The following is a 26146-nucleotide window of genomic DNA, read 5'->3' on the forward strand; positions in this document are numbered from 1 at the left end:
ATGTTTACAGGAATCGTCGCGGCGGTCGGCCGCATCGAATCAGTCAAACCCCTCGGCACCGATGGCGATGCGGGCGTGCGCCTGAACGTCGAAGCCGGCGGCCTCGATCTCGAAGACGTCCAGCTTGGCGACAGCATCACGATCCAGGGCGCCTGCATGACGGTCGTGGAAAAAGCCGCGCATTCGTTCGAAGTGGACGTGTCGCGCGAAAGCCTGAACTGCACAGTCGGTCTCGGCGAGCCTGGCGAAGTCAATCTGGAGAAAGCCCTGCGCGCGCACGACCGGCTCGGTGGCCATATCGTCTCCGGCCACATCGACGGCCTCGGCACGGTCACGCGTTTCGCGCCGGTCGGTGAGTCGCACGAACTGCGCGTGCTGGCGCCGCGAGACATCGGCCGCTATCTGGCTTTCAAAGGCTCGATCACGGTCAACGGCGTGAGCTTGACGGTCAACTCGGTCAGCGATCGCGACGGCGGCTGCGAATTCTCGATCAACCTGATCCCGCACACCGTGCAGGTGACGTCGCTAAAGAATTTGCGCGAGGGTTCGCAGGTCAATCTGGAGATCGATCTGATTGCACGGTATGTGGAGCGGATGTTGAGCACGTCTCAGGACGGCTCCAATCCGTTGAAATAGTCTGGCGTTTGAAGCAACCAGCCAGTTCTGCGATTGGTTGACGGTATGCCGTCGATTTGCACGACAGCTATACCGTCACGATCGGTGAATGCAGCAGTTTTGCCCCGAGGACAACATCGCCGCGATGCCCAACGACAGCATATTGAAACTGCCGTAGAACATCTTCTTGTCCGGGGGCGCCAGCTCGTAAATCGTCACCGAGGACAATGCAAACTGCGCACCGACGGCAAAGCCTTGCGCGAGCCGGCCGATCACAACCAGGATCGGCGCAGCGAGCCCCAGTGTCGCGGATCCTGGCGTCAAACCCAGCAGCAGCGAACCCACCGACATCGCCAGCATGATCCAAGACAGCGCCTTGACGCGCCCTGCTCGGTCCGCGTACCTGCCCATCACGACGCCACCGATCGGTCTCACCAGGAACCCGACGGCAAACGTCGCGAACGTAAGGTGCGTTAGCCCCGGAATAATCAGGCAGAATCCAATCGTGCTATCCGGTCTGCGTCGCGGACGGACGGATGTGTCGGCGTGCCGCAGGCCCGTCGATGAACGCCGTTCCGCACGCCATCCGATGCTCCGTCTCAGCGTTTACCCCTCCCGCCCGACTGATGCGCACGGGAGGCATTTCAACCGCCTGCCAAGAGCCAAGCGATGACTACCCAGCAACCCACGATCATTTACACGCTGACCGACGAGGCCCCGCTGCTCGCGACCAGTTCATTCCTGCCGATCATCCGGACCTTTACCGCGGCTGCGGGCATTCAGGTCGAGACCAGCGACATCTCGCTCGCGGGCCGCATCCTGGGCGAATTTCCGGAGTTCCTGACCGAAGCCCAGCGGGTGCCCGACAACCTCGCCGAGCTGGGTCGCCTGACCCAGCTTCCCGACACGAACATCATCAAGCTGCCGAATATCAGCGCGTCGGTACCGCAGCTCGTGAGCGCGATCAAGGAACTGCAGGCGAAGGGTTACAAGGTGCCGGACTATCCGGAGGAGCCAAAGACCGAGGTAGATAAGGCGATCCAGCAACGCTATTCGAAATGTCTCGGCAGCGCGGTGAATCCGGTGCTGCGCGAAGGCAACTCGGATCGCCGCGCGCCGGCCGCCGTGAAGAGCTATGCGCGCAAGCATCCGCACAGCATGGGTGACTGGAGCATGGCGTCGCGCACGCATGTCGCACATATGCGGCATGGCGACTTCTACCACGGCGAAAAGTCGCTGACGCTCGACCATGCGCGCGACGTGAAGATGGAGCTCGTCACGAAGAGCGGCAAGGCCATCGTGCTGAAACCGAAAGTCGCGCTGCTGGACGGCGAGATCATCGACAGCATGTTCATGAGCAAGAAAGCGCTGCTGGCTTTCTACGAAGAGCAGATGGAAGACGCGCGCAAGACTGGTGTGATGCTGTCGCTGCACGTCAAGGCGACCATGATGAAGGTATCGCACCCGATCGTGTTCGGCCACGCGGTGCGGGTCTTCTACAAGGAAGCGTTCGAGAAGCACGGCAAGCTGTTCGACGAGCTCGGCGTGAACGTCAACAACGGCCTCGTCAATCTGTACGAGAAACTCGAGTCGCTGCCGGAATCGAAACGCGAGGAAGTCATCCGCGACATGCATGCGTGCCACGAGCACCGTCCGGAACTGGCAATGGTCGACTCGGCGAAGGGCATCTCGAACCTGCATGCGCCGAACGACGTGATCGTCGACGCGTCAATGCCGGCCATGATCCGCATCGGCGGCAAGATGTGGGGCGCCGACGGCCGTCCGAAGGACACCAAGGCCGTGATTCCGGAGAGCACGTTCGCGCGAATCTACCAGGAGATGATCAACTTCTGCAAGACCAACGGCAACTTCGACCCGGTCACGATGGGCTCCGTGCCGAACGTCGGCCTGATGGCGCAGAAGGCCGAGGAGTACGGCTCGCACGACAAGACCTTCGAAGTGCCGGAAGACGGCGAGGCGCGCATCGTCGACCTCGCCACGGACGAGGTGTTGCTCACGCAGGACGTCGAACAAGGCGACATCTGGCGCATGTGCCAGGTGAAAGACGCGGCGATCCGCGACTGGGTGAAGCTCGCCGTCACGCGCGTGCGCAACTCGGGCACGCCGGCGGTGTTCTGGCTCGACCCGTATCGTCCGCACGAAGCAGAGCTGATCAAGAAGGTCGAGACTTACCTGAAAGACTACGACACGACCGGCCTCGACATCCAGATCATGTCGCAGGTCCGCGCGATGCGCTACACGCTCGAGCGCGTCGTGCGAGGGCTGGACACGATCTCGGTCACGGGCAACATCCTGCGCGACTACCTGACGGACCTTTTTCCCATCATGGAGCTCGGCACCAGCGCGAAGATGCTGTCGATCGTCCCGCTCATGGCGGGCGGCGGCATGTACGAGACGGGTGCGGGCGGCTCGGCGCCGAAACACGTCAAGCAGCTCGTCGAGGAAAATCATCTGCGCTGGGATTCGCTCGGCGAATTCCTCGCGCTCGCGGCGTCGCTCGAGGAACTCGGCATCAAGACGGGTAATACGAAAGCGAAGCTTCTGGCGAAGACGCTCGATGCCGCAACCGGCAAGCTGCTCGACAACAACAAGAACCCGCGTCCGAAAACCGGCGAGCTCGACAACCGCGGCAGCCAGTTCTATCTCGCGACGTACTGGGCGCAGGAGCTAGCTGCACAGACGGACGACGCGGAACTGGCCGCGCAGTTCGCACCGCTCGCGAAGCAGCTCGCCGACAACGAGGCGACGATCGTCGCGGAACTGTCGGCCGTGCAAGGCGAGCCGACCGACATCGGCGGCTACTACAAGCCGGACTTCGACAAGCTGGATACGGTGATGCGGCCTAGCGGGACGCTGAACGCGGCGCTGGCGGCGGCACAGGCACACTGAAGTCGCGTCGCACGGCGAGCGGGCACGGACTGCCGCTTGCCGCTGCCCAGCAGTGCGCTCGCGCCATTGCTTGAAGACAACACGCTCGACCTGAGCCTGTATCACGATTGCAAACGGGCGGCGTCCGTTGCGGACGCCGCCCGTCTTCACGGCTCCGGCTTCAACGAGCCGGCCGGCTAAGCCTCAGTTGCGTCTCACTTGCGCTTCAATTGCGAGAGGTCTCGCACGGCGCCGCGGTCGGCGGAGGTCGCCAACGCCGCATAGGCCTGCAACGCTTGCGACACCACGCGTTCACGATCCACCGGCATCCAGGCCTTGTCGCCGCGAGCCTCCATGGCTTCGCGACGGCGTGCCAGTTCCGCGTCCGACACCACCAGGTGCATCTTCCGTTTGGGAATGTCGATCTCGATCACGTCGCCCTCTTCCACCAGGCCGATCGTGCCGCCTTCGGCTGCTTCCGGCGACGCATGCCCGATCACCAGCCCTGACGAACCGCCAGAGAAGCGGCCATCGGTAAACAGCGCGCAGGTCTTACCCAGGCCCTTGGATTTCAGATACGACGTGGGGTAAAGCATTTCCTGCATGCCGGGGCCGCCCTTGGGGCCTTCGTAACGGATCACGACCACGTCGCCCGCGACGACCTTGTCGCCCAGAATGGCTTCGACGGCGTCGTCCTGGCTCTCGAAGACGCGCGCGTGCCCGGAGAAGACCCATTGCGATTCGTCGACGCCCGCGGTCTTGACGATACAGCCCTTCTCCGCGAGGTTGCCGTAGAGCACGGCGAGGCCGCCATCTTTCGAATACGCGTTCTCCTTGCTGCGGATACAGCCGGTCTTGCGGTCAGTGTCCAGCGCAGTGAAGGTAGCTTCCTGGCTGAACGCGACCGTGGTCGGAATGCCGCCCGGCGCCGCGCGGAAGAGTTTCTGCGCTTCTTCACCCGCGCCGCCGGCGACGTCCCACCTGGCGATCGCATTGCCCAGCGTGCCGCTATGCACGTTGCCGCACGACAGGTCCAGCAGATCCGCGCGGGCCAGTTCGCCGAGAATGCCGGGAATGCCGCCGGCACGATGCACGTCTTCGATATGGAATTTGTCCGTGGCGGGCGCCACTTTGCACAGGCACGGCACCTTGCGCGAGATGCGATCGATGTCGGACATCGTGAAATCGACGCCGCCTTCCTGCGCAGCGGCCAGCAGGTGCAGCACGGTATTGGTCGAACCACCCATGGCGACGTCGAGCGCCATGGCGTTCTCGAACGCCTGCTTGCTGGCGATGTTGCGCGGCAGGACCGACGCGTCATCTTCCTGATAGTAGCGGCGGCACAGGTCCACCACGAGACGGCCGGCCTGTTCGAACAGGCCCTTGCGCCATGCATGCGTGGCGACGATCGTGCCGTTGCCGGGCAACGCCAGGCCGATCGCTTCGGTCAGGCAGTTCATCGAGTTTGCGGTGAACATGCCCGAGCAGGAACCGCACGTCGGGCAGGCGCTGCGCTCGATTTCCGCCACTTCGGCGTCGCTGACCCTGGAGTCGCCCGCCTTGATCATTGCGTCGATCAGGTCGATCTTGGCGATCACCTGGCCGTCCGTCGGCGATTTGACCTTGCCCGCTTCCATCGGACCGCCTGACACAAAAACGACGGGGATGTTCAGGCGCATGGCGGCCATCAGCATGCCCGGGGTGATCTTGTCGCAATTGGAGATGCAGACCATGGCGTCGGCGCAGTGCGCGTTGACCATGTACTCCACGGAGTCGGCGATCAGCTCGCGCGAAGGCAGCGAATAGAGCATGCCGCCGTGGCCCATGGCGATGCCGTCGTCCACTGCAATCGTGTTGAATTCCCTGGCTACACCGCCCGCCGCTTCGATTTCCTTCGCGACCAGTGCGCCCAGGTCGCGCAAATGCACATGGCCCGGCACGAACTGGGTGAACGAGTTCACCACGGCGATAATCGGCTTGCCGAAATCGTCGTCTTTCATTCCGGTGGCGCGCCACAAGGCGCGGGCGCCGGCCATGTTGCGGCCATGAGTCGATGTGCGTGAGCGATAGTGCGGCATGATCTGTGATCTGTCTCGAACGTTTAGCGGGGAAAATGTTTTCTGGAGGCGGCCTTCGCGGGCGCGACGAATTATAGCAACGGCGCCCTGTCAAACCTCCACCAGACAGGCCAACCGCCTGGCCAAACGGCCTATGCCATCTGGCGCAGGCGACGTGGGCGCGCGCGTGGCGTAAAATACGCGCTTTCTTCGAAAAACTCCGCCAACATGACGCTCGCCTCCACTCAAGAGATCATCGCCGAACTGAAAGCAGGCCGGATGGTGATCCTCGTCGACGAAGAAGACCGTGAAAACGAGGGCGACCTGGTGATCGCCGCCGAATTCGTTACCCCGGAAGCGATCAACTTCATGGCCCGCTACGGCCGCGGCCTGATTTGTCTGACGCTCACGCAGGAACGCTGCAAGTTGCTGAACCTGCCGCTCATGACCTATCGCAACGGCACGCAGTACGGCACGGCCTTCACCGTCAGCATCGAAGCAGCCGAAGGCGTGACCACGGGCATTTCGGCGGCCGACCGCGCCCGCACGATCGCCACGGCGGTCGCACCGGACGCCAAGGCCGAGCACATCGTGCAGCCGGGACACGTGTTTCCGATCATGGCGCAGCCCGGCGGCGTGCTGGTGCGCGCTGGCCACACCGAGGCCGGCTGCGACTTCACCGCGTTGGCAGGCCTCACGCCGGCCGCGGTGATCTGCGAAGTCATTAAAGACGACGGCACCATGGCGCGCCTGCCGGACCTGATGGAATTCGCCAAAGAGCACGATCTGAAGATCGGCACGATCGCGGATCTGATCCACTACCGCAGCCGCACCGAATCGATCGTCGAGCGCATTTGCGAGCGCACCATGCAAACCGCGCACGGCGCGTTTCGTGCGGTGATGTATCTCGACCAGCCGAGCGGCCAGCCGCATATCGCGCTGGTGCGCGGCACGCCGAACCCGGATCACGACACGCCGGTGCGCGTGCACGAGCCGCTGTCGATGCTGGATCTGCTCGAAGTCGGCAAGTCGACTCACTCATGGACGCTGGACGCGGCCATGAAAGAGATCGCCCAGCGCGACCTCGGTGTGATCGTGCTCCTGAACTGCGGCGATTCGAAGGATCATCTGGTCGACGTTTTCAAGGCGTTCGACTCGAAAGAAAAGGCCGAGGCGCTCAAACGCCGGCCGGTCGACTTCAAGACGTACGGCATCGGCGCGCAGATCCTGCGTGAGCTGGGTGTCGGCAAGATGCAGGTGCTGTCGAACCCGCGCAAGCTGGGCAGCATGTCGGGCTACGGCCTCGAAGTCACCGGCTTCGTGCCCATGCCGGGCAGCGCCGCACAGGCTCCGCAACAAGGCTGATCCGACCAATCACGCGCTTAAGCGCCCACTCAAAACACTACGGAATTCACATGGAAATCGGACAATACCAACCGAATCTCGACGGCGACGGACTGCGTATCGGCATCGTCCAGGCGCGTTTTAACGAACCCGTCTGCAACGGCCTCGCGGATTCGTGCATCGAAGAACTCGAACGCCTCGGCGTGACCGGCGAAGACGTGTTGCTGGTCACCGTGCCGGGCGCGCTGGAAATCCCGCTGGCGCTGCAAAAGCTCGCCGAAAGCGCGCAATTCGACGCACTGATCGCGCTGGGCGCGGTCATTCGCGGCGAGACGTACCACTTCGAACTGGTGTCGAACGAAAGCGGCGCGGGCATCACGCGTATCGGCCTCGATTTCGGCATTCCGGTTGCGAACGCCGTGCTGACCACGGAAAACGACGAGCAAGCCGTCGCGCGCATGACCGAGAAGGGTCGTGACGCAGCGCGCGTGGCCGTCGAAATGGCCAATCTCGCCGTCGCGCTCGAACAACTCGGCGGTGACGACGAAGAAGAAGACGAAGAAGAGGAAGAGGCATGAAGAGCGCACGCCGACGCTCCCGCGAACTGGCCACGCAGGGGCTTTACCAGTGGCTGCTGTCGGGCTCGCCCGGCGGTGAAATCGACGCGCAGCTGCGCGGCGCGCAAGGCTTCGACAAGGCCGACCACGAACATCTGGACGCCATCCTGCACGGCGTGATCCGCGATTCGGAAGCACTCTCCGCCGACATCGCACCGTGCCTCGACCGCCCGATCGACCAGCTTTCGCCGGTCGAACGCGCTGTGCTGCTGGTCGCCGCGTTCGAGTTGAAGAATCACGTCGATATCCCCTATCGCGTGGTCATCAATGAAGCAGTCGAACTCGCCAAGACGTTTGGCGGGGCGGACGGCTACAAGTACGTGAACGGCGTGCTGGACAAGCTGTCGGCACAACTGCGCGCTGCTGAAACGCAGGCGGCTCGCAAGCATTGAGCGTGAGGCGCGTGACCTGGTCATGCGCCATACGCTAATGCGGATTCACTGGCCCGCGGATCATCCGCCGGCCGGTTGAACCCAAAGTGGAATCATGCAGCCCCATACTGGCGGGCGCTTGCAAGGACGCCGTTACGCGCATGAACCCATGCGCCGCGCGCCGTCCCGCTTTTGCTTCTGAACTGGATTTGATCGTATGAACTCCGTGACCGAACCCTTGGTGCGGCTTGCTGCCCGCGTCGACGCCATCCAGCCTTTCTATGTGATGGAACTGGCCAAGGAGGCCGCGCTGCTCGAGCGCGACGGGCGCGACATCATCCACATGGGAATCGGCGAACCCGATTTCACCGCGCCCGAGCCGGTCATCGAAGCGGCGGCGAGCGCCCTGCGCCGCGGCGTCACGCAATACACCAACGCACTTGGTCTGCATGCGCTGCGCGAGGCGATCTCGGCGCATTACGCCGAAGTCTACGGCGTCAGTGTCGATCCGGCACGGATCGTCGTCACCGCTGGCGCCTCTGCCGCGCTCCTGCTGGCTTGCGCAGCGCTGGTCGACCGCGACGATGAAGTGCTGATGCCCGACCCGTGTTACCCGTGCAACCGTCATTTCGTGATCGCGGCCGAAGGCAAGCCGGTGATGGTGCCAAGCGGGCCGGCCGAACGCTTTCAACTGACTGCCGCCGACGTCGAGCGCCTGTGGAATGAACGCACCCGTGGCGTGCTGCTGGCGTCGCCGTCGAACCCGACCGGCACATCGATCGAACCGGCCGAGCTCGAGCGCATCGTCAAGACAGTGCGGGCGCGTGGCGGCTTTACGATCGTCGACGAGATCTACCAGGGCCTGAGCTACGACGCGAAGCCTGTCTCGGCGCTCTCGTACGGTGACGACGTCGTCACCGTGAACAGCTTCTCGAAGTACTTCAACATGACCGGCTGGCGTTTGGGCTGGCTGGTGGTGCCGCCCGGCATGGTCGGCGCGTTCGAAAAGCTCGCGCAGAACCTGTTCATCTGCGCGTCGGCGCTCGCGCAGCATGCGGCGCTCGCCTGCTTCGAACCGGAAACGATCGCCATCTACGAAGCGCGCCGCCTTGAGTTCAAGCGCCGCCGCGACTTCATTGCGCCGGCGCTCGAATCGCTGGGCTTCTCGGTGCCGGTCATGCCTGACGGCGCGTTCTACGTGTACGCCGATTGCCGTACGGTCGCGCATCAGGCGGCTGGAGACAGCGCAGCGCTGACCAAAGCAATGCTGCACGAAGCGGGTGTGGTGTTGGTACCGGGCATGGACTTCGGTACACACGCGCCGAAGGACTACATCCGGCTATCGTATGCAACCGCCCTGCCGAAGCTTGAAGAAGCGGTCGAGCGGCTGGCGAAGCTCTTCGGACGGCATTGATCGCACAGGCATAAGCGCTGCGGCTTGCGCCTAAAAAGACCCGGTAAGGCGGCGGATTGCAATGCGTGTGGCACGCGCCTCCCAGTAGCGCGGAGCGCCGCAAGTGCAGGCCACAAAAAGGAAAAAGGACACTCGAAGGGTGTCCTTTTTTATACCGGCTGCTCTCAAGCGAGGCGAACTGAGTTACGTCAACCTCAAGCGCCCAGCTCCGAGGCCGATGCCACATGCTTGGTGGCATTGGAGCTGGCGTCGTCCTGCTCGGACACCGGCGTCTTCACCGGCGCTGCTGCGCTCAACGGATGACCGCCATCGAGCGTCACCTGCACGCGCTTGCCATTAGCCGATGCGGCAGCAGCCGTAGCCGTGTTCGACGCCGTCAGAACCGGAGCCTGCGGTGCATTGATCGGTACCTTGCGGCCACGCGCCACATCGCGCAAACGGCCACGCTCGGCCATCACCTTGGCGCCGTAACCGCCGTCGTCCGGCGAGGTCGAGCCGACGTAGAGACGCAAGCCGCCCGGCAGCGAACCGCCGCGTGCGATGCAATCCTTCAGCACCAGCGCTCCCACCTTGATGTTCGCAACCGGTTCGAGCGCAGCGCTCTGGCCACCGAAATACTGGAATTTGTCCGAGTGAACCTTGGACATCACCTGCATCAGGCCCTGAGCGCCGACACCGCTCTCGGCGTACGGGTTGAAGCCCGATTCAATTGCCATCACGGACAGCAGCAGGAGCGGATCGAGACCGACTTCGCGGCCCGTGTCGAACGCTGCCTTCACGAGCTCGCCAACAGGCTCCTGAGCGACGCGGTAGCGCCGCGCCAGGTATGACGCGACCAGATCCTGCTCGCGGGTCGAGACCAGCACGCGATCGTCGCGTGCGTCGGCCGAGACGCGCTGCGCCGGAATCAGCCGCGCCAGCGCGGAGACGCTCTGCATGGTGCGCGGGTCGAGGCCGTTCAGCGCCGCCACGCCCATGCCGGACGTGCCGGTACCGTCGAAGGCGCCGTCGTAGCTGGTGTTGCTGGCGGTGACGGCGTTGTTCGCACCGCTAGCGGCCTCGCTATTGGGCGCGTTCGCGGCCAGCGAATCGTCAGAGGATGCGCCAGGCGGGCCGAAAGCCGGCAGCGGGTGTCCCTGCAGCAGACGGGCGGGACCGGCCTGCACAGCGGCAGAAATGACCGGCATCAGCTTGGCGGCAAGGGTGCCGCGCAGGGCCGGCATCAGCCACAACGTAAGTGCCAGCACGACAGCGATACCGCCGACGATGCTGAACAGGTGATGACTCATTCGCGTCCCGCGACGCAACGCACCACGCACAACTTGCGCGATACGCTCATCGGGACGCCACGATAACCAGGCGTTCATTCAGATCTCCCATGTTGCATGATCCGCGAACCCCGCCAGTTGAACAGGCGGTAACACACGTTCGCAGAGTCAAGACATCGCGCGCTCTGTCTGGTTAGGGCAGCAGCGACGTCGGGAAAACGGCAAATACCGTTTGTGGGGAGCCATCTTGAAAAGAGGCCCGCGGCATGCCAAAAAACATGCAGGCGGAGGCTCCCACGCGAAAACCAGCGTCAACAGGCGCTGGCGAGAACTTCAGTAAGACCGTCAAATACCGTGCAGGGGGTCGGTAAGCGGTGACGCGTTGCGTCTGAAGGGACCGGGGCGGTGGTAAAAAGGTTCACGCCCTGCAACCAATGTGGACGGATTCTATGCAGGGTTTTATAGATCGTCAACACTACAAATGAGCAAAACTATAACTAATTGTAATAATGAACAGTGTTCAGTCCGCTCAAAACCGCGCGGTGCGCGCTTCTTGAGCTATCTCAATTACGCCTTCCAAAGATGGCTGTTTGGCCAATCTACGTGCGCCTGCCAACACAGGTAAAATCGACAATCGTTTTGGCACCGCGAAGCCCCGCGGCGCCCGTCCCTTTTGCCGCTTGCGCGGCCCTCTACCGCACCAGATGAAATACAAAGACCTGCGCGATTTCGTCGGCCGTCTCGAAGCGATCGGTGAACTGCGCCGTATCTCGCAAAACGTCTCGCCCGTCCTGGAAATGACCGAATTGTGCGACCGCGTGCTGCGCGCGGGCGGTCCGGCGTTATTGTTCGAGAACCGGCAGCAGCACGCGTTCCCGGTCCTCGGCAACCTGTTCGGCACACCGCGCCGCGTCGCGCTCGGCATGGGTATCGACGCGCAAGCGGGTGAAGGCGATGGCGCCGCGCTGGAGTCGCTGCGCGACGTCGGCCGACTGCTCTCCGCATTGAAGGAACCCGAGCCGCCGAAGGGGCTCAAGGACGCCGGAAAACTGTTCACGCTGGCGAAGGCCGTTTGGGACATGGCGCCCAAGACAGTGAGCGCCCCACCCTGCCAGGAAATCGTCTGGGAGGGCAATGACGTCGACCTCGGCAAGCTGCCGATTCAGACCTGCTGGCCGGGCGATGCAGGGCCGCTGATTACATGGGGCCTGACCGTCACAAAAGGCCCGAATAAGAGCCGACAAAATTTAGGCATATATCGCCAGCAACTGATCGGACGTAACAAACTGATCATGCGATGGCTCGCCCATCGCGGCGGCGCACTCGATTTCAGGGAGTTCGCGCTGCAGAATCCGGGCAAACCGTATCCCGTGGCCGTGGTGCTGGGCGCCGATCCGGCGACCATCCTCGGTGCGGTCACGCCGGTCCCTGATACGCTCTCCGAATACCAGTTCGCCGGCCTGTTGCGCGGCGGCCGCACCGAACTCGCGAAGTGCATCACGCCCGGCGTCGACGGATTGCAGGTGCCCGCGCGCGCTGAGATCGTTCTGGAAGGCTTTATCTACCCGCAGGAAGGCACGCCCTCGCCGGTCCCCGCAGGCGCGCCGCCACGTCCGGTCAAGGGCGCGTCCGCCGCTTACGAACACGCGCTGGAAGGCCCCTATGGCGACCACACCGGCTATTACAACGAGCAGGAGTGGTTTCCCGTCTTCACGGTCGAGCGCATCACGATGCGGCGCGACGCGATCTATCACTCCACCTACACCGGCAAACCGCCCGATGAGCCCGCCGTGCTTGGCGTCGCGCTCAATGAGGTGTTCGTGCCGCTGTTACAGAAGCAGTTCACCGAGATCACCGATTTCTATCTGCCGCCTGAAGGGTGCAGCTACCGGATGGCGATCGTACAGATGAAGAAGAGCTACCCCGGCCACGCCAAACGCGTGATGTTCGGCGTGTGGAGCTTCTTGCGGCAATTCATGTATACGAAGTTCATCGTCGTGGTCGACGAGGATGTGAATATCCGCGACTGGAAAGAAGTGATCTGGGCCATCACCACGCGTATCGATCCGGCGCGCGACACCGTGCTGGTCGATCGCACGCCGATCGACTATCTGGATTTCGCCTCGCCGGTGGCGGGTCTCGGATCGAAGATGGGACTCGACGCGACCAATAAATGGCCCGGCGAAACCGATCGCGAATGGGGCCGCCCGATCGAGATGGACGGCGCAGTCAAACAGCGCATCGACACCTTGTGGGATGAGTTGGGGCTGTAAAAATCGGCCTCGAATCACACCGTAGAATTTCATGATTCTGTCGGCATTGAAACGATCCAGTCACCCGCCGGATCGCTCGCGCTCGAACAAGTCTGAACAACAAAACTGATGGAGCAGTTGCGCGGATGCATGCCTTTTCAATGATGTCGGATGGATTTTTTCTGTCGTTGTCGCTGTGTCTGGATATCGGTCTCGTCAACGTTGCGATGATTTCGCTGACGCTGTCGCACGGCTTCAAACCAGGTTTCTGGTTGGGGCTCGGTTCCTGTATCGGCGATCTGATTTACGCGGCGCTCGCGCTCGCGGGAATGGCTGCGCTGCTGCAGTTCGAATCGGTGCGCTGGGTAGTATGGATCGGCGGCGCAGCGATCCTGCTGTTTCTCACGTGGAAGATGGCGCGTGAAGCGCTGTTCCCGGCGTCAGCACCTGCCGTTGCCGGAGAAGCGGACGCCAACGCGCCGCATCTTTCCCCGTGGCGTGGTTTCCTGCGCGGCGTATTGCTGGCGATTTCGTCGCCTTCGGCGATTCTGTGGTTTGCCGCAGTCGGCGGTGCGCTAATCGCGAAAGCCGGCGCCACCAGCGTGACGACTGCGCCGGTGTTCCTCGGCGGCTTCTTCCTGGGTGGCTTGTGCTGGACGATCTTTATCTGTGGGCTCGGCAGCCACGGGCGCAAACGCGCCGGCACCGGTTTGTTGCGTGCGTGTCACGTGTTGTCGGCACTGCTGTTCGCGTACTTCTCGTATAGCGTGATTGTGAACGGATATCGTGATCTGATTGTGCAGACCGCCCAGGTGGCGAGCTAGAAAAAACGGCTCGCCAAGGCGAGCCGTCTTCCATCGATTTCAATCGTGTACAACGCGGCGTAAAAACGATCAGGCAGCCTGTCAGGCGAGATACTGCGCCAGCTTCGCCAGATCGACGTTGCCGCCGCTCACTACCACACCGACGCGCTTGCCCTTCACCGGCACGATGCCATTGAGCACGGCAGCCGCGGCGAGGCAGCCCGTCGGCTCGACCACGATCTTCATGCGTTGCGCAAAGAAACGCATAGTCTCGATCAACTGCTCGTCGCTGACCGTTTCGATCTGCGCGACCAGCTTCCGAATAATGGCGAACGTGTAGTCGCCGAGATGCGTCGAGGCAGCGCCGTCGGCAATCGTGCGCGGCGCGTCGATATGGACGATTTCGCCGCGCGCGAGCGATTGCTGGCCGTCGTTGCCCGCTTCGGGCTCGACGCCGATCACGGTGCACGCCGGGCTCAATGCTGCCGCCGACAATGCGCTGCCGCCAATCAGCCCACCGCCGCCGAGGCAAACGAACAGCATGTCGAGCGGGCCGGTTTCTTCGATCAACTCCTTCACTGCCGTGCCCTGCCCCGCGATCACGTGCGGATGGTCGTACGGCGGAATCAGCGTCATGCCGCGCTCTTCTGCAAGCCGCCGGCCGATCTCTTCGCGATTCTCGGTGTAGCGGTCGTAGCTGATCACCTCGCCGCCATAGCCCTTGGTCGCCGCGACTTTGGCGGCGGGTGCGTCGTGCGGCATGATGATCGTCGCGTGAATCCCTGCAAGGCGCGCCGATAGCGCGATCGCTTGCGCGTGGTTACCCGACGAGTACGTCAGCACGCCCGCTTGGCGTTGCTCCGCGTTGAAATGCGAAATCGCGTTGTAGGCGCCGCGAAACTTGAAGGCGCCCATACGCTGAAAATTCTCACACTTGAAGAATACCGACGCACCCGTGCGCTCATTGAACGTGCTCGAGGTTAAAACGGGGGTACGGTGGGCGACGCCGTCGAGACGCGCAGCGGCGTCGAGTACGTCGTCGAAAGTGGGAGCGGGAAGCGCTTGCATCGGCGAAACTCTCCAGAAGCGGTGGCGAAACAGCCATTCTCCCAGCTTCGCCGGTGCTTGGGTATGCCGCAGCAAAAACACAAACGGCGTAACCCGGCGATCAAGCCGGCGTTACGCCGTCGACACGTCCCGTGCGTTTCTCGCGATTAGCGGCGATAGTAGCCGTGACCGTAGTAACCGCCGTGATAACCGCGGTAGTAGCCGTGGTGGTAATAAGGGCGGCCATAGCCACCGTAATACCCACCCACCACGACTGCCGGCGGCGCGTAATAGCCCGGCGCATACACCACCGGCGGGGGCGGCGGCGCGTAATAGACCGGCGGCGGCGCGGCATAAACCGGATACGCCGGTGCGACCGGAATGCCAATACCGATACCGACGGAAACGTGCGCTTCTGCAGCAGTAGCGAACCCCACGCCGAGTGCGGCGGCAACGACAAACGGAACGATCTTTTTCACTTTTATTCTCCTGGCGCGGCCCACTCAGGTCGCCGACTTCGCATGCCTTGCATGCCATGAAATCAATGTATCGAAAAAGACCGCGCATAGATGTTCGCATTTGTTGCAAATTGCAATTGGCGGCAATAGGTCGGAATTTGCATCGGCGGAGCGCCACTCGGACACGCCGCGTAACGGGCTGAGAACTGAGGGTTTGCCAGCGGTTGAGCGGACGCGAAGCCACTGCTTTGCGGGTCTTGCGGCGTCAGGCACGCAGTTGCCAGTAATCTTTGATTACAAATTAGCTTCAATCCTGACGGCCCAAATGGAAAATGCCCGGCGCAATCGCGCCGGGCATTTCTTACCCGTGAGCAGACGGTATTTCAGCCTACCTTCACATAGGCGAATTCTCTGGAGACGTTGGGCGGGACATACGCGCCGCTGATACACACGCGTGGCGTCAAGCGCTTCTTTTGATCCCACCAGCGACGGCGCTGCGAGTGCGTCAAGAACCGCAAGTGCTTTCGGTAAGAAAAAATATTCATTGTTACCTCCCGAATCTGACTGCGAGACGAAAAACCCAGAACAGCAACTGCCAAACCAACTCATGAAGAAATTGTGAGCAGTTTTCGGACCCCCGGGGCGCGCGCCACCAGATGACCGACCCAACGCGCCATATCGCGCGCGCACTGATCAGAGGAATACCAGCACCGGGACACGCCATTGCCGGGCGGATGCGCGATACTTCTGCTTTCCCGTTCAAGTGTCACGTCTGGAGCAGGTAACCATGTCCCAGCCCTCTCTGCCGCGCCTCGGCTTCGTCGGTGCGGGGCGGCTCGCGCGCTGTCTCGCGCTGAGCTTTTCACGCGCCGGCTATCCCGTCACGGCGGTGGCGAGCCGCACAGCGGCCTCGGCCAGCCGGCTCGCCAGTCAAATTGAGCATTGCGCGGCATTCGACGATCCACAACAGGTCGTCGACGCCGCCGATATCATCTTTTTAGCCGTTCCCGATGACAGTATCGGTACGACAGCACACACACTGCGGTTCGTGGCGGACGCGGCAAGCGGTCAAAATGGCCTAACCGGCAAAGCGCTCGTGCATTGCAGCGGCGCCTCGCCGGTCGAATTGCTGGCCCCGGCGCGCGACCAGGGTGCCTCGATCGGCGGCTTCCACCCACTTTACCTCTTTAGCGGCGATCTCGCCGATCTCGAACGGATCGCCGGCTGCTCGGTGACGATCGAGGCCGACGGCGCGCTCAAGGACGCACTGACAGCGCTAGCCGTCGCCCTGCGCTGCCATCCGCTGTCGATTCCAGCGGGCGGCCGCATGCTGTACCACGCCGCCGCGCATTACGCCGCCAGCTTCGCGCTGTGCAGCCTCGCCGAATGCGTCGCACTGTGGCGCACGCTGGGCTTCGCCGAAGACGACGCGCTGCGCGCGCTGCTGCCGATGCTCTCCGGCACCATCGAAACCGCGCGCGACAAGGGCTTGCCCAATGCGCTAGCGGGTCCCGTGTCGCGCGGCGACACGGGCGTCGTGGAAAAACAGTTGGCGTTGCTGGAAGGCCTCGGCGGCGACCATGCCGCGCTGTACGGATTGCTGTCGCGGCGCGCGGTCGGACTAGCCGAACGCCGCGCCAAACCGCCCGCCGCGATCGAGGCAATTGCCGAGGCGGTGGAAGAATCGCTCAACCGATCGCTGAATCAGGCCGCAGCAGGTGCAAGCGTCAAGTAAGGCGTGATAATGTGACGTCCGGCGCCGCGCGCAATCCGCCAGCGCCGCGCTTCGGGACCAACAGACGAGAACGCACAATGATCAAGGTCAGCATCCTTTATCCGTACCGGGAAAACGGCCACTTCGACGTGGACTATTACTGCGTCACGCACATGCCGCTTGCGGCGAAGCTGTTCGGGCCGTCGCTGAAAGGCTGGTCGGTCGATGTCGGCATCAACGCCGGGCCGCCGGGAACGCCGCCGCCGTATGTCGCCGCAGGTCACTTCCTGTTCGATAGCGCGGACGACTTCTACAAGGTGTTCAAGCCGGCCTCGGAGCAGTTGGTTGCCGACATCCCGAATTACACGGACGGTGGCAACGGCACGATTCTGATCAGCGAAATCAAGATTTCTGTGTGACACCCCGTGGCCGGGTATGGCTTGGCGGCATGCGGTTTGCCGCTTGGCCTGACTCGAACATCTGGAAATTGATCCACCGCGTCCCCACTTGGGATGCGCAACGCGCCCTCCTGCGGGAACGGCGCAGGCAATCCAAATGAACCCGCCGGCGCACCGATCGGTCAGCGCCGGCCCCCGCGGCCGATCGACGGCTGCCATCCGAAGGATAAGGACACGAGATGTTTGGCGATATCGCCCGTTTTCTGCTCAATACCGTCTTTACACTGTTCGGCGCCGCGTTGTTGCTGCGCGCCTGGCTGCAGGTCGTGCGCATGCCGCCGTACAACCCCGTCACGAACGCCGTGCTGCAAGCCACCAACTGGATCGTGCTGCCCTTGCGGCACATCCTGCACAGCACCCGCAACATCGACTGGGCGAGCCTTGCCGCAGCCCTGATTGCGGCAATCATTTATGTGGTGCTGATGGTGGTGCTCACCGGCGCCGATCCGCTCACCCTCGTGCCGACCCTGTTGATCGTTGCCGTGCTGACCGTCATCAAGTGGGCACTGAATCTGATCATCTGGATGACGATCCTGATGGCGCTGCTGTCGTGGCTCAATCCGCGCTCGCCGGCCATGCCGATTCTGTACCAGCTGACCGCGCCGTTCCTGAATCCGCTGCGCCGCGTGGTGCCGCAACTCGGCGGTATCGACCTCTCGCCGATTCTGCTGTTCGTGATCGTGCAGGTGCTGCTGATGGTAGTGACGCGTGCTGCCGTTCAGTTGACCTACTTCGTCATCTGAGCGCACGCTCCGTGCGTATTGGCGGCAAGGGCGGTGGCGCGATTTGCGCTAACTGCCCCTTCCCGAGTAGAATTGTGCGCTCTGCGGGCGTCGTATAATGGTAATACCCTAGCTTCCCAAGCTAGAGCCGTGGGTTCGATTCCCATCGCCCGCTCCAGATTCTTTTCTGTCAGCCTGGTTATCGGCCAGGCGGCTTCGCGACAGGATCTGAATCTGCCGCAGAGTCTGTTGCATTTCCCGCCAGCTACACCCCTCCCAGCCTGTCATCCGAGACGTCGGACAAAGACGCGATGAGCACGCGCGGTGCCAACACGCCTTTGCGCGAGCCGCCACTAGTTCTTCGCGGCCTTCCCAACCGTCTTGACCAGTTTGAAGCTGTCTTTGTCCAAGGCGTAGTAGTACGTCCCGCTACCCTCTTCATTCCTGCTGCCGTGGACCACCAGCAGGCGGCTGTCGCGCCGGAATTCGATCGGCTCCTGCACATCCACGTCCCAGCAACACACCGTAAAAGGCAGCCACGTGACGCGGCCGGTCTTCGCATCGATCGCCACGCTGGACACGCAGGATGCCCCGCAGCCCCAGCTTGCCAGCACATAGTGCCCGGCGAAGTTCGGCTTCTGCCGGCTGGCTTCGCGGATACGCGTCGCATATTCCTTGTCGTCCGCGGATACGAGCCGTACTTTCGCCGCTTTGCCCGCAAAGGTGTCTTTCACCGCGAAATCTTCAAAGCGCGGTGCGCCGGCATCAGCGGCTTGCGCGACGCTCATCCAGCACATCGCCGACACGAAGCCCATCAATAGAAACTTTTTCAATTCTCAACACCAGTGGTTTGCTTCCCATACCAGGCGCGCTGATGCAGCGGTGTGATAGCGTCCGAGAATATAGCGAATCCCGCCCTGACATTCCTCAACGGCATTACCAAACGATTTTTCGCCATTCGGATTCAATTCATATTGAGATCGCAACAACTGATAAAGCCCGCGTGCGGACGACTTCCCATTGCGCACGTCCACCACGCCGCTCGACTCTTGCGCCATGAGCCACAACAAATCATTGAATTCCGTGAGTGGAACGCCTTCAATGCCGATGGCTTTGCGAAGTGCATTCTGGGAGGTAGTCGGAACCGCAGTTGGATCGATAGCGACCCAATCCGTTTTGGCGGTTTTTGCTTGACGATGATTGTGTGCGTGTTTGCCCATAGTGGATTTTCGTTTTGATAATCGCTGGACGGGATGACTTGCAACGCGATTAAATCATACGAATAGCAATCGAGGTTATGAAAATGTAATCTTGACGTCGATTTCAGGCACCCATCAAGCCGGCCACCGTCTGGACGCACCCTTTTCGGGTGTGCTACCTTACGCGCACTTGCAACGCCCGCTCCACCTTCCTGCTAAGCAGTCAGCAGAATCCAGCACGAGCCGCCTCCTATGAAGGCGGCTTTTTTGTAGTGGCAGCGGCAACGCATAGCAATTCGCGCGAACCGCGCCTGCGAACCGCAGCCCGTGCCGCGCAAGCGCAAACGCAAACGCAAACGGCGCCTCGCAACGCGCCATGCAAGCCGCCTGGCCCTCACCCTTGTAGCAGTATCGACAATGATCCACGATCCAAACGACGCCGGCCTGCCGGACGAACTCTCGCCGGCTTCCACCGAAACCGACGGCCAACCGGCCAATGCCGGCACCGACGCCCCGCAAGAAGAAGCCTTGCATCGACGCCGCATTCGCAGCTTTGTCACGCGCGCGGGTCGCGTGTCGACCGGCCAGCGCCGCGCGATGGACGAACTCGGTCCGCGTTTCGTCGTGCCCTTCACTCCGCAACAACCCGACTGGAATAGCGTGTTTGGCCGCGCCGCGCCGCGTGTGCTGGAAATCGGCTTCGGGATGGGCGCGACCACCGCTGAGATCGCCTCGCACCGTCCCGACGACGACTTCCTCGGCGTCGAGGTGCACGAACCAGGCGTCGGCGCGCTGCTGAAGCTGATGGGCGAGCAGACGCTGTCGAACATTCGCATCATTCAGCACGACGCGGTCGAAGTCCTCGAACAGATGATCGCGCCAGACAGCCTCGACGGCGTTCATATCTTCTTTCCAGACCCCTGGCACAAGGCGCGCCACCACAAGCGCCGTCTGATCCAGCCGAAGTTCGTCGCGTTGCTGGTTTCGCGTCTGAAACCGGGTGCGTATCTGCATTGCGCGACCGACTGGCAGAACTACGCCGAGCAGATGCTCGAAGTGCTAGGCGCCGATCCCGCGCTGGAAAATACCGCCGACGGCTACGCGCCGCGCCCCGAATATCGTCCGGTGACGAAGTTCGAGCGCCGTGGGCTACGGCTCGGGCATGGCGTGTGGGATCTGGTGTTCAGGAAGCGCGCCGCGGCATAAACCTGCGGCTACGACTCGCTCGCCATAAGAAAAAGGTCCGCAAACGCGGACCTTTTTTCATGATTCGAACGCAAGCGGAGACTCAGTCCGCCCAACTCAATGCGCCGCTATAGCCCACCAGAAGGATCAGCAGACCGAAGCCGATCCGGTACCACGCGAATACCGTGAAATCGTGCGCGGAGATATAGCGCAGCAGCCAGCGCACGCAAGCGAAGGCGCTGATAAAGGCTGCCACGAAGCCGAGCGCGAAACTGCCAAGCGCGTCGACAGACAGCAGATGCCAGTCTTTATACAGCTCGTAAGCCGTTGCGCCGAAGATGATCGGAATCGCAAGAAAAAAAGAAAACTCCGTAGCGACGCGCCGTTCGAGGCCAAACAGCATCCCGCCGATGATCGTCGAACCCGAGCGCGACATGCCCGGAACCAGTGCGAAACATTGAGCGAGGCCGACTTTCAAGGCATCCAGCGGGCTCAAATCGTCGACGTTCTGAACACGTGCCACCGCGCCGCCTCGCGCGCGCTGACGCGCTTCCGCCCACAGGATCACCACCCCGCCCGCCACCAGCGCGAATGCGACGGGCACCGGCGAAAACAGCGCCGCCTTGATGGCCTTCTCGAACAGCAAGCCAAGCACGACCGCAGGAATCGTCGCGATGATCACGTTCAGCGCAAAGCGCCTTGCGTCAGGCCGGCTGGGCAAGCCGACCACCACGGTGCCGATGCGACGGCGAAACTCCCAGCACACGGCCAGAATCGCGCCGAGCTGGATCACGACATCGAAGGTTTTCGCGTGGTCGTCCGTGAAATTGAGCAGACTGCCCGCGACGATCAAATGCCCAGTGCTCGACACCGGCAAAAATTCCGTCAACCCTTCGACGACGCCCAGAATCAGCGCCTTGCAAGCCATTAGCCAGTCCATCCGTGACCCTCATCGCTGTAGATAGTCGAAACGAACAGGGTCTGCACGGTGCGCGCGCGGCCCTGCCGGCCGCGCGCAGCGTCATTTCTCGACGATTTGCACGCGTATGCCGTTTGTAAGGATTGTGATTGTACCGGGTTCGTAATTCACCCCGGCAAATTGGAGTTGTTCGGGCTTGAAGGTGTAGATCGGATAGTTGGTCAGCAACTGGGTGGCGAGTACGGCCGCGGCGGCGTTGATCTGCTGCGTGTAGGCCTGCGCCTGTCCGCTCACGCTGACGTTGTCGACGTTCGGCGACTTCAGCACGACCGACTTGCTGGCGGCGTCGTAGGCCAGTTCGCTCGACAGCGTGAATACGCCGTCGACCGGTTGCGGCATGAACGGGCTCACGAGCCGCGCATTCAGCTTCACAGAGACGCGATTCGCGTCCGGCAGCAAGCCGACCACCGGATCGGTCAGCGCGACATCGAACACTTGTGAAACCGTGCGCTGATACGGGAACTTGCGCTGCACCGCGTCCTGCACCTGCTGCTGCGAGAACGTGTAATGCGAGGGAATGAACGGAAACGTCGGCGTCGCGCAGGCCGCCAGCGACACCGTGATACCAAACGCGGTGCAGCCTGTCAGCGCTGCAAGCAGGAAGCGGCGCCGGGTCGGCGCAGCGGGTCGAGTCATGCGAAATCTCCTGTGGAAGCCTTCTCGAGCATGCGGTTGCGTTGGACTGTTCTTGCCTGAGTGGATGATGTAGCGGAGGCGCTCACACGCGTTATTGACGCACCACCGCTTGCGGTTGAGTCTGTGTCTCGAGCTGGGTGAGCCACGCGAGCGCTTCGCCTCGGCTCGTACCGCACATGTCCATCTGCGGTTGCAGGCCGGAACAACACGCCGGCCGCTCCGGCTGACCGAAGATCGCGCAGCGCAGATCGTCGCCAAGTTGCACGCAGCGCACGCCCGCCGGCTTGCCATCCGGCATGCCGGGGATCGGGCTCGAAATCGACGGCGCGATACAGCATGCGCCGCAATCGGGGCGGCACGCATGACCGGCCACATTGAACGGGGACTCGCGCTTCACAACGTTGTTCGACACATCACTCACGACATTTTTTTCCTGAACTCGAAAACAGGCAACGCAACGCCAGACCCGCATTGTGCCATCGCATCCCGTGCGACCTTTTTACACAATCCGGCTGCGTGTCACTCACGTAAACTTGACGAATACGAAAGGCCACGCTCAAGAGGCGTCTGCGCTGTTCGATCCGGTCTCAAGAATCCGCCGGCTCGTGCCTCTTCATGGTGGCTGTCAAACCCGAGCGCCCCATGACCACCGCCAACACGCTATTCCGCCCCGACCTGCTCGCCAAATACAACGCGAACGGTCCACGGTATACGTCCTATCCGACCGCCTTGCAGTTCCGCGATGCGTTCGATCCCGCCGACTATCTGCGCGCCGCCGCCGATCCAGGCGCTTCTTCCACCGATCTCTCGCTGTACTTCCATATCCCCTTTTGCGACACCGTGTGCTTCTACTGCGGTTGCAACAAGGTCGCGACGAAAAACCGCGCGCACGCGCGTCCCTACGTCGAGCAGCTGAAGCGCGAAATGGCTTTGCAGGCAGCGTGTTTCGACACGCGGCGCCCCGTGTCGCAATTGCATTGGGGTGGCGGCACGCCAACGTTCCTGTCGCACGATGAAATGGCGGAACTGATGGCAACGGCGCGCGAGCACTTCACATTGATGCCCGATACCGAAGGCGAATATTCCATCGAAGTCGATCCCCGCGAAGCGTCGCCCGAGACTATTGCGCATCTGCGCACGCTCGGCTTCAACCGGCTCAGTCTCGGTGTGCAGGATTTCGATCCGGTCGTGCAGCAGGCGATCAATCGCGTTCAGCCGCTCGAAATGACCGCGTCGGTGATGCGAGCCGCGCGTGACTCGGGATTCCACTCGATCGGCGTCGATCTGATTTACGGGCTTCCCCATCAAACGGTCGACAGTTTCAGCCGCACGCTCGACACGATGATCGAACTCGCTCCGGATCGCCTTTCGGTGTTCGCGTATGCGCATATGCCACAGCTCTTCAAGATGCAACGGCAGATGGACGCGGCCACGCTGCCCTCTCCCGCTGCGCGGCTCGCGATCCTGCAACGGGTAGTCGAGCGGCTTATGGGCGCGGGCTATGTCTACATCGGCATGGATCACTTCGCGCTGCCCACCGACGAACTCGCGCGCGCGCAAGCACAGCGCACGTTGCATCGGAATTTCCAGGGGTACAGCACGCGGGCGGAATGCGATCTGATCGGCTTCGGTGCGTCGTCGATCGGCAACGTCGGTGACGTGTATGCGCAGAACATCAAGGACCTGCCCGGCTATGCCGCGGCGATCAATGCGGGCAAGCTCGCGATCACGCGCGGCGTGCGCCTCACCGCGGACGACCGTCTGCGTCGCGATGTGATCACGCAATTGATGTGCAATCTGGAACTGCGCTTCGATGAATTCGAAGCCGCATACGGTATCCGCTTCGCCGATTCGTTCGAGCCGGAACTGGAGCGCTTGCGCGGCTTCGAGCTGGACGGACTGGTATCGGTAAGCAGCAGCAAGCTCGAAGTGCAGATGGCTGGGCGCATGCTCGTGCGTAACATCGCCATGGTGTTTGACCGCTATCTCGGCCAGCAGACGCTCGAACGTTTTTCACGCACGGTTTGATGACTGAGCATGCGAAGAAGGCAACCGGCTTGCCCGTCGTCGAATTTTCCGCCATAATCTGCGTCTTCGCCGCGCGCCGTAACCTGACGCGTGCGCTTGAAGACCTGCCCAGGTGGTGAAATTGGTAGACGCAGGGGACTCAAAATCCCCCGCCGCAAGGCGTGCCGGTTCGATTCCGGCCCTGGGCACCAAAGAATATTCCGGCAAGTTCCGGAGAAGTACCGAAACCCGCGACAGCACAAGGCTTCGCGGGTTTTTTCTTTCCTCGGTTGCGTGGCTCGTTCCGTGGGCAGCTGGCGATCTCACGCCCCGACTTGCCACGATCAGGTCCACGTCGACCCGATCGATCTCGCTGGTCTCATGCCGGGTGACAATCCAGACTTCTAGCGACGGGTAGTCTGACCGCAGCTTTGGTAGCGCGGGCGCTAGCACGCCGTGAGCGAAGGATCACGGGCTGTATACGATCACCGAGTCAGGGTTTGCGTACGGATCGATCCGGTTCCGCACATCTGATAGCAAACTCAACATCTGCTCTACGGTTTTGCCGAACAGTTCCCCCGCATCAGTCGACACCCCTCTCCACGACCCACGCGTCGGAACAACTGCTGCCCAGCCCAGTTCTCGAGCTGCTGTATCTGATGGCTGACCGCCGACTGGGTGACGCAAAGCTCTTGTGCCGCGCGGGAAAAACTCGAGAGTCGCGCGGCCGACGGCGGCATGGCGCGCCGGCGTGCCGCTGAGGCCAAACGCTCGTTCGAGGTCAGGCTCTCGAATGTCAAGGAGGGCGGCATTCTGTGGTTCGACGGTATGGGCGTACCGTACCCAAGGACGCGCCACACCTGGAAGCGGCGATGCAGTGGATCAATTACATCGAAGATCCGAAGGTGAATGCGGAGATTACGAACGAGGTGTTCTATCCGACAGCCAACCGTGCGGCCCGCCAGTACGTCACACCGGCCATGATTCAGGACGCAACGGTGTATCCGTCTGATGAAGTCCTGAACCGCATGACGCTCGCCAAACCCCTGTCGGCTGACATTGTGATCGTTCGAGCGCCAGGACTTCCACGCGATCAGCAGCGTTGGTGTTGAAACGAAGATCATGAATCAGTAGTTCAACAGGTTTGCCGATTAACTCATCGGATCTGTACCCAAACAACTCCGCGGCTTGTGGACTGAGCGTCACTATCATGCCGCGCTCGTTCAGAATCAGGATCGCAACCAGCAGTGATGTCAGAATTTCGCGAAGATAATTTTCGCCATTTTCACGCCCATGGGCATCCATCGGAGCGCGCTCGGAGGGCGCTACTGGTCGGGGCAGATCGACGGAAATATCGGGAAGTTCGACTCCGTCAACCTGCGCAGACGTGTTTGGCCGCACCGCCGCGGCATCACTGACGACGCGCGCGACGTAACGCGTAAAGCGATCCTGAAGTTCGACGCGCCCATTTGCCAGCGGCGCCAGCTGGCGACTTTTTCGCAAAGTTAGCAGCAGAATGATCGTCGTTTCTGAAGCAACGATAGTCGGCAAGATCAAGCTCATGGCCGAGCCTTCCGATGTATCCGTACCGAACGATGCGTGCGCCCTGACGCCTGGCTAGAGGTTCCGTGCCGGCTCTCCGACACGCACCGTCGAACGGACGATGCATGGAATCAGAAGTCGCGAGAAGCCACCGCCGCACCGATTGACCGGCTTATCCCGCCTACTGGCCGCCGAACGGCTTCTTGACGGTCAGCTTGCTGGTCACAGACCTCACGCCGGGAACACCCTGGACGATCCCGGCGACCTTGTCGACCTGCGAAGCGTCTACGACCGTGCCGTTGAGCGTCACCGCACCGCCCTTCGCAACGACGCTGATGTCACCGGCTTTGATCTCCTTGTGCGCGACGATGGCGGCGTAGACCTTCCTGCGTAGGGCGCGATTGGCCGCGCGGTTGTCCTTGCCTGTCATGCCGCTCGAGGCGGCCACGGCGGTGGCGTTCGAAGCGGCGCTTGTTTCGCTTGCGCCCGCCTGCGCCCAGGCATGAATGGAGGCGAGCGCGAACAGTACGGCGCCGGCGATCGTGGGTATCCTCTTGGTCATCATGGAA

Annotated in this window: 27 protein-coding genes, 2 tRNA genes and 1 pseudogene; 17 read left to right on the forward strand and 13 right to left on the reverse strand. The window is 62.2% G+C overall.

All coding sequences use genetic code 11. The features are described 5' to 3' along the window. Positions 1–636, forward strand: coding sequence for a riboflavin synthase (locus KHO31_RS04685; protein ID WP_201070656.1), 636 nt, complete (start codon positions 1–3; stop codon positions 634–636). A gap of 75 nt (positions 637–711) precedes the next feature. Here the strand turns inward: KHO31_RS04685 and KHO31_RS04690 are convergent, their stop codons facing one another. After that, complete coding sequence (locus tag KHO31_RS04690) at positions 712–1218, reverse strand: MFS transporter (RefSeq protein WP_321207302.1); 507 nt, start codon at positions 1216–1218, stop codon at positions 712–714. A gap of 66 nt (positions 1219–1284) precedes the next feature. Here KHO31_RS04690 and KHO31_RS04695 point away from each other — a divergent pair, with 66 nt between their 5' ends. Beyond that, positions 1285–3525, forward strand: a complete 2241-nt coding sequence (locus KHO31_RS04695) for an NADP-dependent isocitrate dehydrogenase (protein WP_201070660.1) — start codon at positions 1285–1287, stop codon at positions 3523–3525. 36 nt (positions 3526–3561) lie between these two features. Next, entirely contained in the window at positions 3562–3705 is a 144-nt protein-coding gene (locus tag KHO31_RS04700) for a hypothetical protein (protein WP_201070663.1), read from the forward strand. Between the two features lie 14 nt (positions 3706–3719). Here KHO31_RS04700 and ilvD read toward each other — a convergent pair whose 3' ends face one another. Then, positions 3720–5582, reverse strand: coding sequence for a dihydroxy-acid dehydratase (gene ilvD, locus KHO31_RS04705; protein ID WP_201070666.1), 1863 nt, complete (start codon positions 5580–5582; stop codon positions 3720–3722). A 207-nt stretch (positions 5583–5789) separates the two neighbouring features. Here ilvD and ribBA point away from each other — a divergent pair, with 207 nt between their 5' ends. The 4 genes from ribBA to KHO31_RS04725 all read left to right on the forward strand — a co-directional run bounded on the left by ribBA (position 5790) and on the right by KHO31_RS04725 (position 9307). After that, entirely contained in the window at positions 5790–6926 is a 1137-nt protein-coding gene (gene ribBA / locus KHO31_RS04710) for a bifunctional 3,4-dihydroxy-2-butanone-4-phosphate synthase/GTP cyclohydrolase II (RefSeq protein WP_201070669.1), read from the forward strand. 50 nt (positions 6927–6976) lie between these two features. Beyond that, a complete protein-coding gene (gene ribH, locus KHO31_RS04715) occupies positions 6977–7483 on the forward strand; it encodes a 6,7-dimethyl-8-ribityllumazine synthase (protein ID WP_006050161.1) in 507 nt (168 codons plus the stop codon). After that, positions 7480–7914: a transcription antitermination factor NusB gene (gene nusB, locus KHO31_RS04720; protein WP_054037337.1), complete on the forward strand. Its 435-nt coding sequence runs from the start codon at positions 7480–7482 to the stop codon at positions 7912–7914. The genes ribH and nusB overlap by 4 nt, the downstream gene beginning before the upstream one ends. A gap of 196 nt (positions 7915–8110) precedes the next feature. Continuing rightward, positions 8111–9307 (forward strand): pyridoxal phosphate-dependent aminotransferase, encoded by a 1197-nt coding sequence (locus KHO31_RS04725; RefSeq protein WP_201070672.1) that lies wholly within the window; start codon positions 8111–8113, stop codon positions 9305–9307. A 194-nt stretch (positions 9308–9501) separates the two neighbouring features. On the opposite strand, the gene KHO31_RS04730 is transcribed toward KHO31_RS04725, so the two are convergent. Beyond that, on the reverse strand, positions 9502–10674 hold the full coding sequence (locus KHO31_RS04730; RefSeq protein ID WP_201070674.1) for a lytic transglycosylase domain-containing protein: 1173 nt from the start codon (positions 10672–10674) through the stop codon (positions 9502–9504). Between the two features lie 605 nt (positions 10675–11279). Here KHO31_RS04730 and ubiD point away from each other — a divergent pair. Together ubiD and KHO31_RS04740 are read left to right on the forward strand one after the other, a co-directional pair. Continuing rightward, a complete protein-coding gene (gene ubiD / locus KHO31_RS04735; RefSeq protein WP_201070677.1) occupies positions 11280–12848 on the forward strand; it encodes a 4-hydroxy-3-polyprenylbenzoate decarboxylase in 1569 nt (522 codons plus the stop codon). Between the two features lie 125 nt (positions 12849–12973). Next, entirely contained in the window at positions 12974–13651 is a 678-nt protein-coding gene (locus KHO31_RS04740; RefSeq protein ID WP_201070680.1) for a LysE family translocator, read from the forward strand. An 81-nt stretch (positions 13652–13732) separates the two neighbouring features. Here KHO31_RS04740 and KHO31_RS04745 read toward each other — a convergent pair whose 3' ends face one another. Together KHO31_RS04745 and KHO31_RS04750 are read right to left on the reverse strand one after the other, a co-directional pair. Next, on the reverse strand, positions 13733–14698 hold the full coding sequence (locus KHO31_RS04745; protein ID WP_201070682.1) for a threo-3-hydroxy-L-aspartate ammonia-lyase: 966 nt from the start codon (positions 14696–14698) through the stop codon (positions 13733–13735). Positions 14699–14844: 146 nt separating this feature from the next. Next, positions 14845–15156 (reverse strand): hypothetical protein, encoded by a 312-nt coding sequence (locus KHO31_RS04750; protein WP_201070683.1) that lies wholly within the window; start codon positions 15154–15156, stop codon positions 14845–14847. A 766-nt stretch (positions 15157–15922) separates the two neighbouring features. Here KHO31_RS04750 and KHO31_RS04755 point away from each other — a divergent pair. From KHO31_RS04755 to KHO31_RS04770, 4 genes are all read left to right on the forward strand, one after another. Continuing rightward, positions 15923–16870 (forward strand): Rossmann-like and DUF2520 domain-containing protein, encoded by a 948-nt coding sequence (locus tag KHO31_RS04755; RefSeq protein WP_201070684.1) that lies wholly within the window; start codon positions 15923–15925, stop codon positions 16868–16870. 77 nt (positions 16871–16947) lie between these two features. Beyond that, positions 16948–17268, forward strand: coding sequence for an EthD family reductase (locus tag KHO31_RS04760; RefSeq protein WP_201070685.1), 321 nt, complete (start codon positions 16948–16950; stop codon positions 17266–17268). 218 nt (positions 17269–17486) lie between these two features. Continuing rightward, positions 17487–18050: a YggT family protein gene (locus KHO31_RS04765; protein ID WP_074282459.1), complete on the forward strand. Its 564-nt coding sequence runs from the start codon at positions 17487–17489 to the stop codon at positions 18048–18050. 83 nt (positions 18051–18133) lie between these two features. Next, positions 18134–18207 (forward strand) — tRNA-Gly (locus KHO31_RS04770). Positions 18208–18382: 175 nt separating this feature from the next. Here the strand turns inward: KHO31_RS04770 and KHO31_RS04775 are convergent. Next, complete coding sequence (locus tag KHO31_RS04775) at positions 18383–18862, reverse strand: hypothetical protein (RefSeq protein WP_201070693.1); 480 nt, start codon at positions 18860–18862, stop codon at positions 18383–18385. A 3-nt stretch (positions 18863–18865) separates the two neighbouring features. Then, on the reverse strand, positions 18866–19249 hold the full coding sequence (locus KHO31_RS04780; RefSeq protein WP_201070696.1) for an aggregation-promoting factor C-terminal-like domain-containing protein: 384 nt from the start codon (positions 19247–19249) through the stop codon (positions 18866–18868). A 396-nt stretch (positions 19250–19645) separates the two neighbouring features. Here KHO31_RS04780 and trmB point away from each other — a divergent pair, with 396 nt between their 5' ends. After that, entirely contained in the window at positions 19646–20434 is a 789-nt protein-coding gene (gene trmB / locus KHO31_RS04785) for a tRNA (guanosine(46)-N7)-methyltransferase TrmB (RefSeq protein WP_201084719.1), read from the forward strand. A gap of 82 nt (positions 20435–20516) precedes the next feature. Here trmB and KHO31_RS04790 read toward each other — a convergent pair whose 3' ends face one another. The 3 genes from KHO31_RS04790 to KHO31_RS04800 form a co-directional block, all read right to left on the reverse strand. Beyond that, positions 20517–21353 (reverse strand): undecaprenyl-diphosphate phosphatase, encoded by an 837-nt coding sequence (locus KHO31_RS04790; protein WP_201084720.1) that lies wholly within the window; start codon positions 21351–21353, stop codon positions 20517–20519. Positions 21354–21434: 81 nt separating this feature from the next. Continuing rightward, complete coding sequence (locus KHO31_RS04795) at positions 21435–22028, reverse strand: DUF1439 domain-containing protein (RefSeq protein WP_201070702.1); 594 nt, start codon at positions 22026–22028, stop codon at positions 21435–21437. Positions 22029–22119: 91 nt separating this feature from the next. Next, positions 22120–22449, reverse strand: coding sequence for a YkgJ family cysteine cluster protein (locus KHO31_RS04800; protein ID WP_201070704.1), 330 nt, complete (start codon positions 22447–22449; stop codon positions 22120–22122). 221 nt (positions 22450–22670) lie between these two features. Here KHO31_RS04800 and hemN point away from each other — a divergent pair, with 221 nt between their 5' ends. Both hemN and KHO31_RS04810 read left to right on the forward strand, forming a co-directional pair. Then, positions 22671–24056 (forward strand): oxygen-independent coproporphyrinogen III oxidase, encoded by a 1386-nt coding sequence (gene hemN / locus KHO31_RS04805; RefSeq protein WP_201084721.1) that lies wholly within the window; start codon positions 22671–22673, stop codon positions 24054–24056. Between the two features lie 106 nt (positions 24057–24162). Next, positions 24163–24247 (forward strand) — tRNA-Leu (locus KHO31_RS04810). A 342-nt stretch (positions 24248–24589) separates the two neighbouring features. Here KHO31_RS04810 and KHO31_RS39805 read toward each other — a convergent pair. Beyond that, a complete protein-coding gene (locus tag KHO31_RS39805) occupies positions 24590–24847 on the reverse strand; it encodes a LysR family transcriptional regulator (protein ID WP_321207300.1) in 258 nt (85 codons plus the stop codon). Between KHO31_RS39805 and KHO31_RS39130 the strand changes: the two are divergent. Then, positions 24759–25099: pseudogene (locus KHO31_RS39130) on the forward strand (polyamine ABC transporter substrate-binding protein); the annotation flags it as partial. The gene KHO31_RS39805 and the pseudogene KHO31_RS39130 overlap by 89 nt on opposite strands. On the opposite strand, the gene KHO31_RS39810 reads toward KHO31_RS39130, so the two are convergent. Both KHO31_RS39810 and KHO31_RS04825 read right to left on the reverse strand, forming a co-directional pair. Next, positions 25005–25598 carry a PAS domain S-box protein gene (locus tag KHO31_RS39810; protein WP_201070710.1) on the reverse strand — a complete coding sequence of 198 codons (594 nt, stop codon included), beginning with the start codon at positions 25596–25598 and terminating at the stop codon, positions 25005–25007. The pseudogene KHO31_RS39130 and the gene KHO31_RS39810 overlap by 95 nt on opposite strands. 160 nt (positions 25599–25758) lie before the next feature. After that, complete coding sequence (locus KHO31_RS04825) at positions 25759–26142, reverse strand: BON domain-containing protein (RefSeq protein ID WP_201084722.1); 384 nt, start codon at positions 26140–26142, stop codon at positions 25759–25761. Between the last annotated feature and the right edge of the window lie 4 nt (positions 26143–26146).

The organism is Paraburkholderia domus (assembly GCF_905220705.1).
Lineage (GTDB): Bacteria > Pseudomonadota > Gammaproteobacteria > Burkholderiales > Burkholderiaceae > Paraburkholderia > Paraburkholderia domus.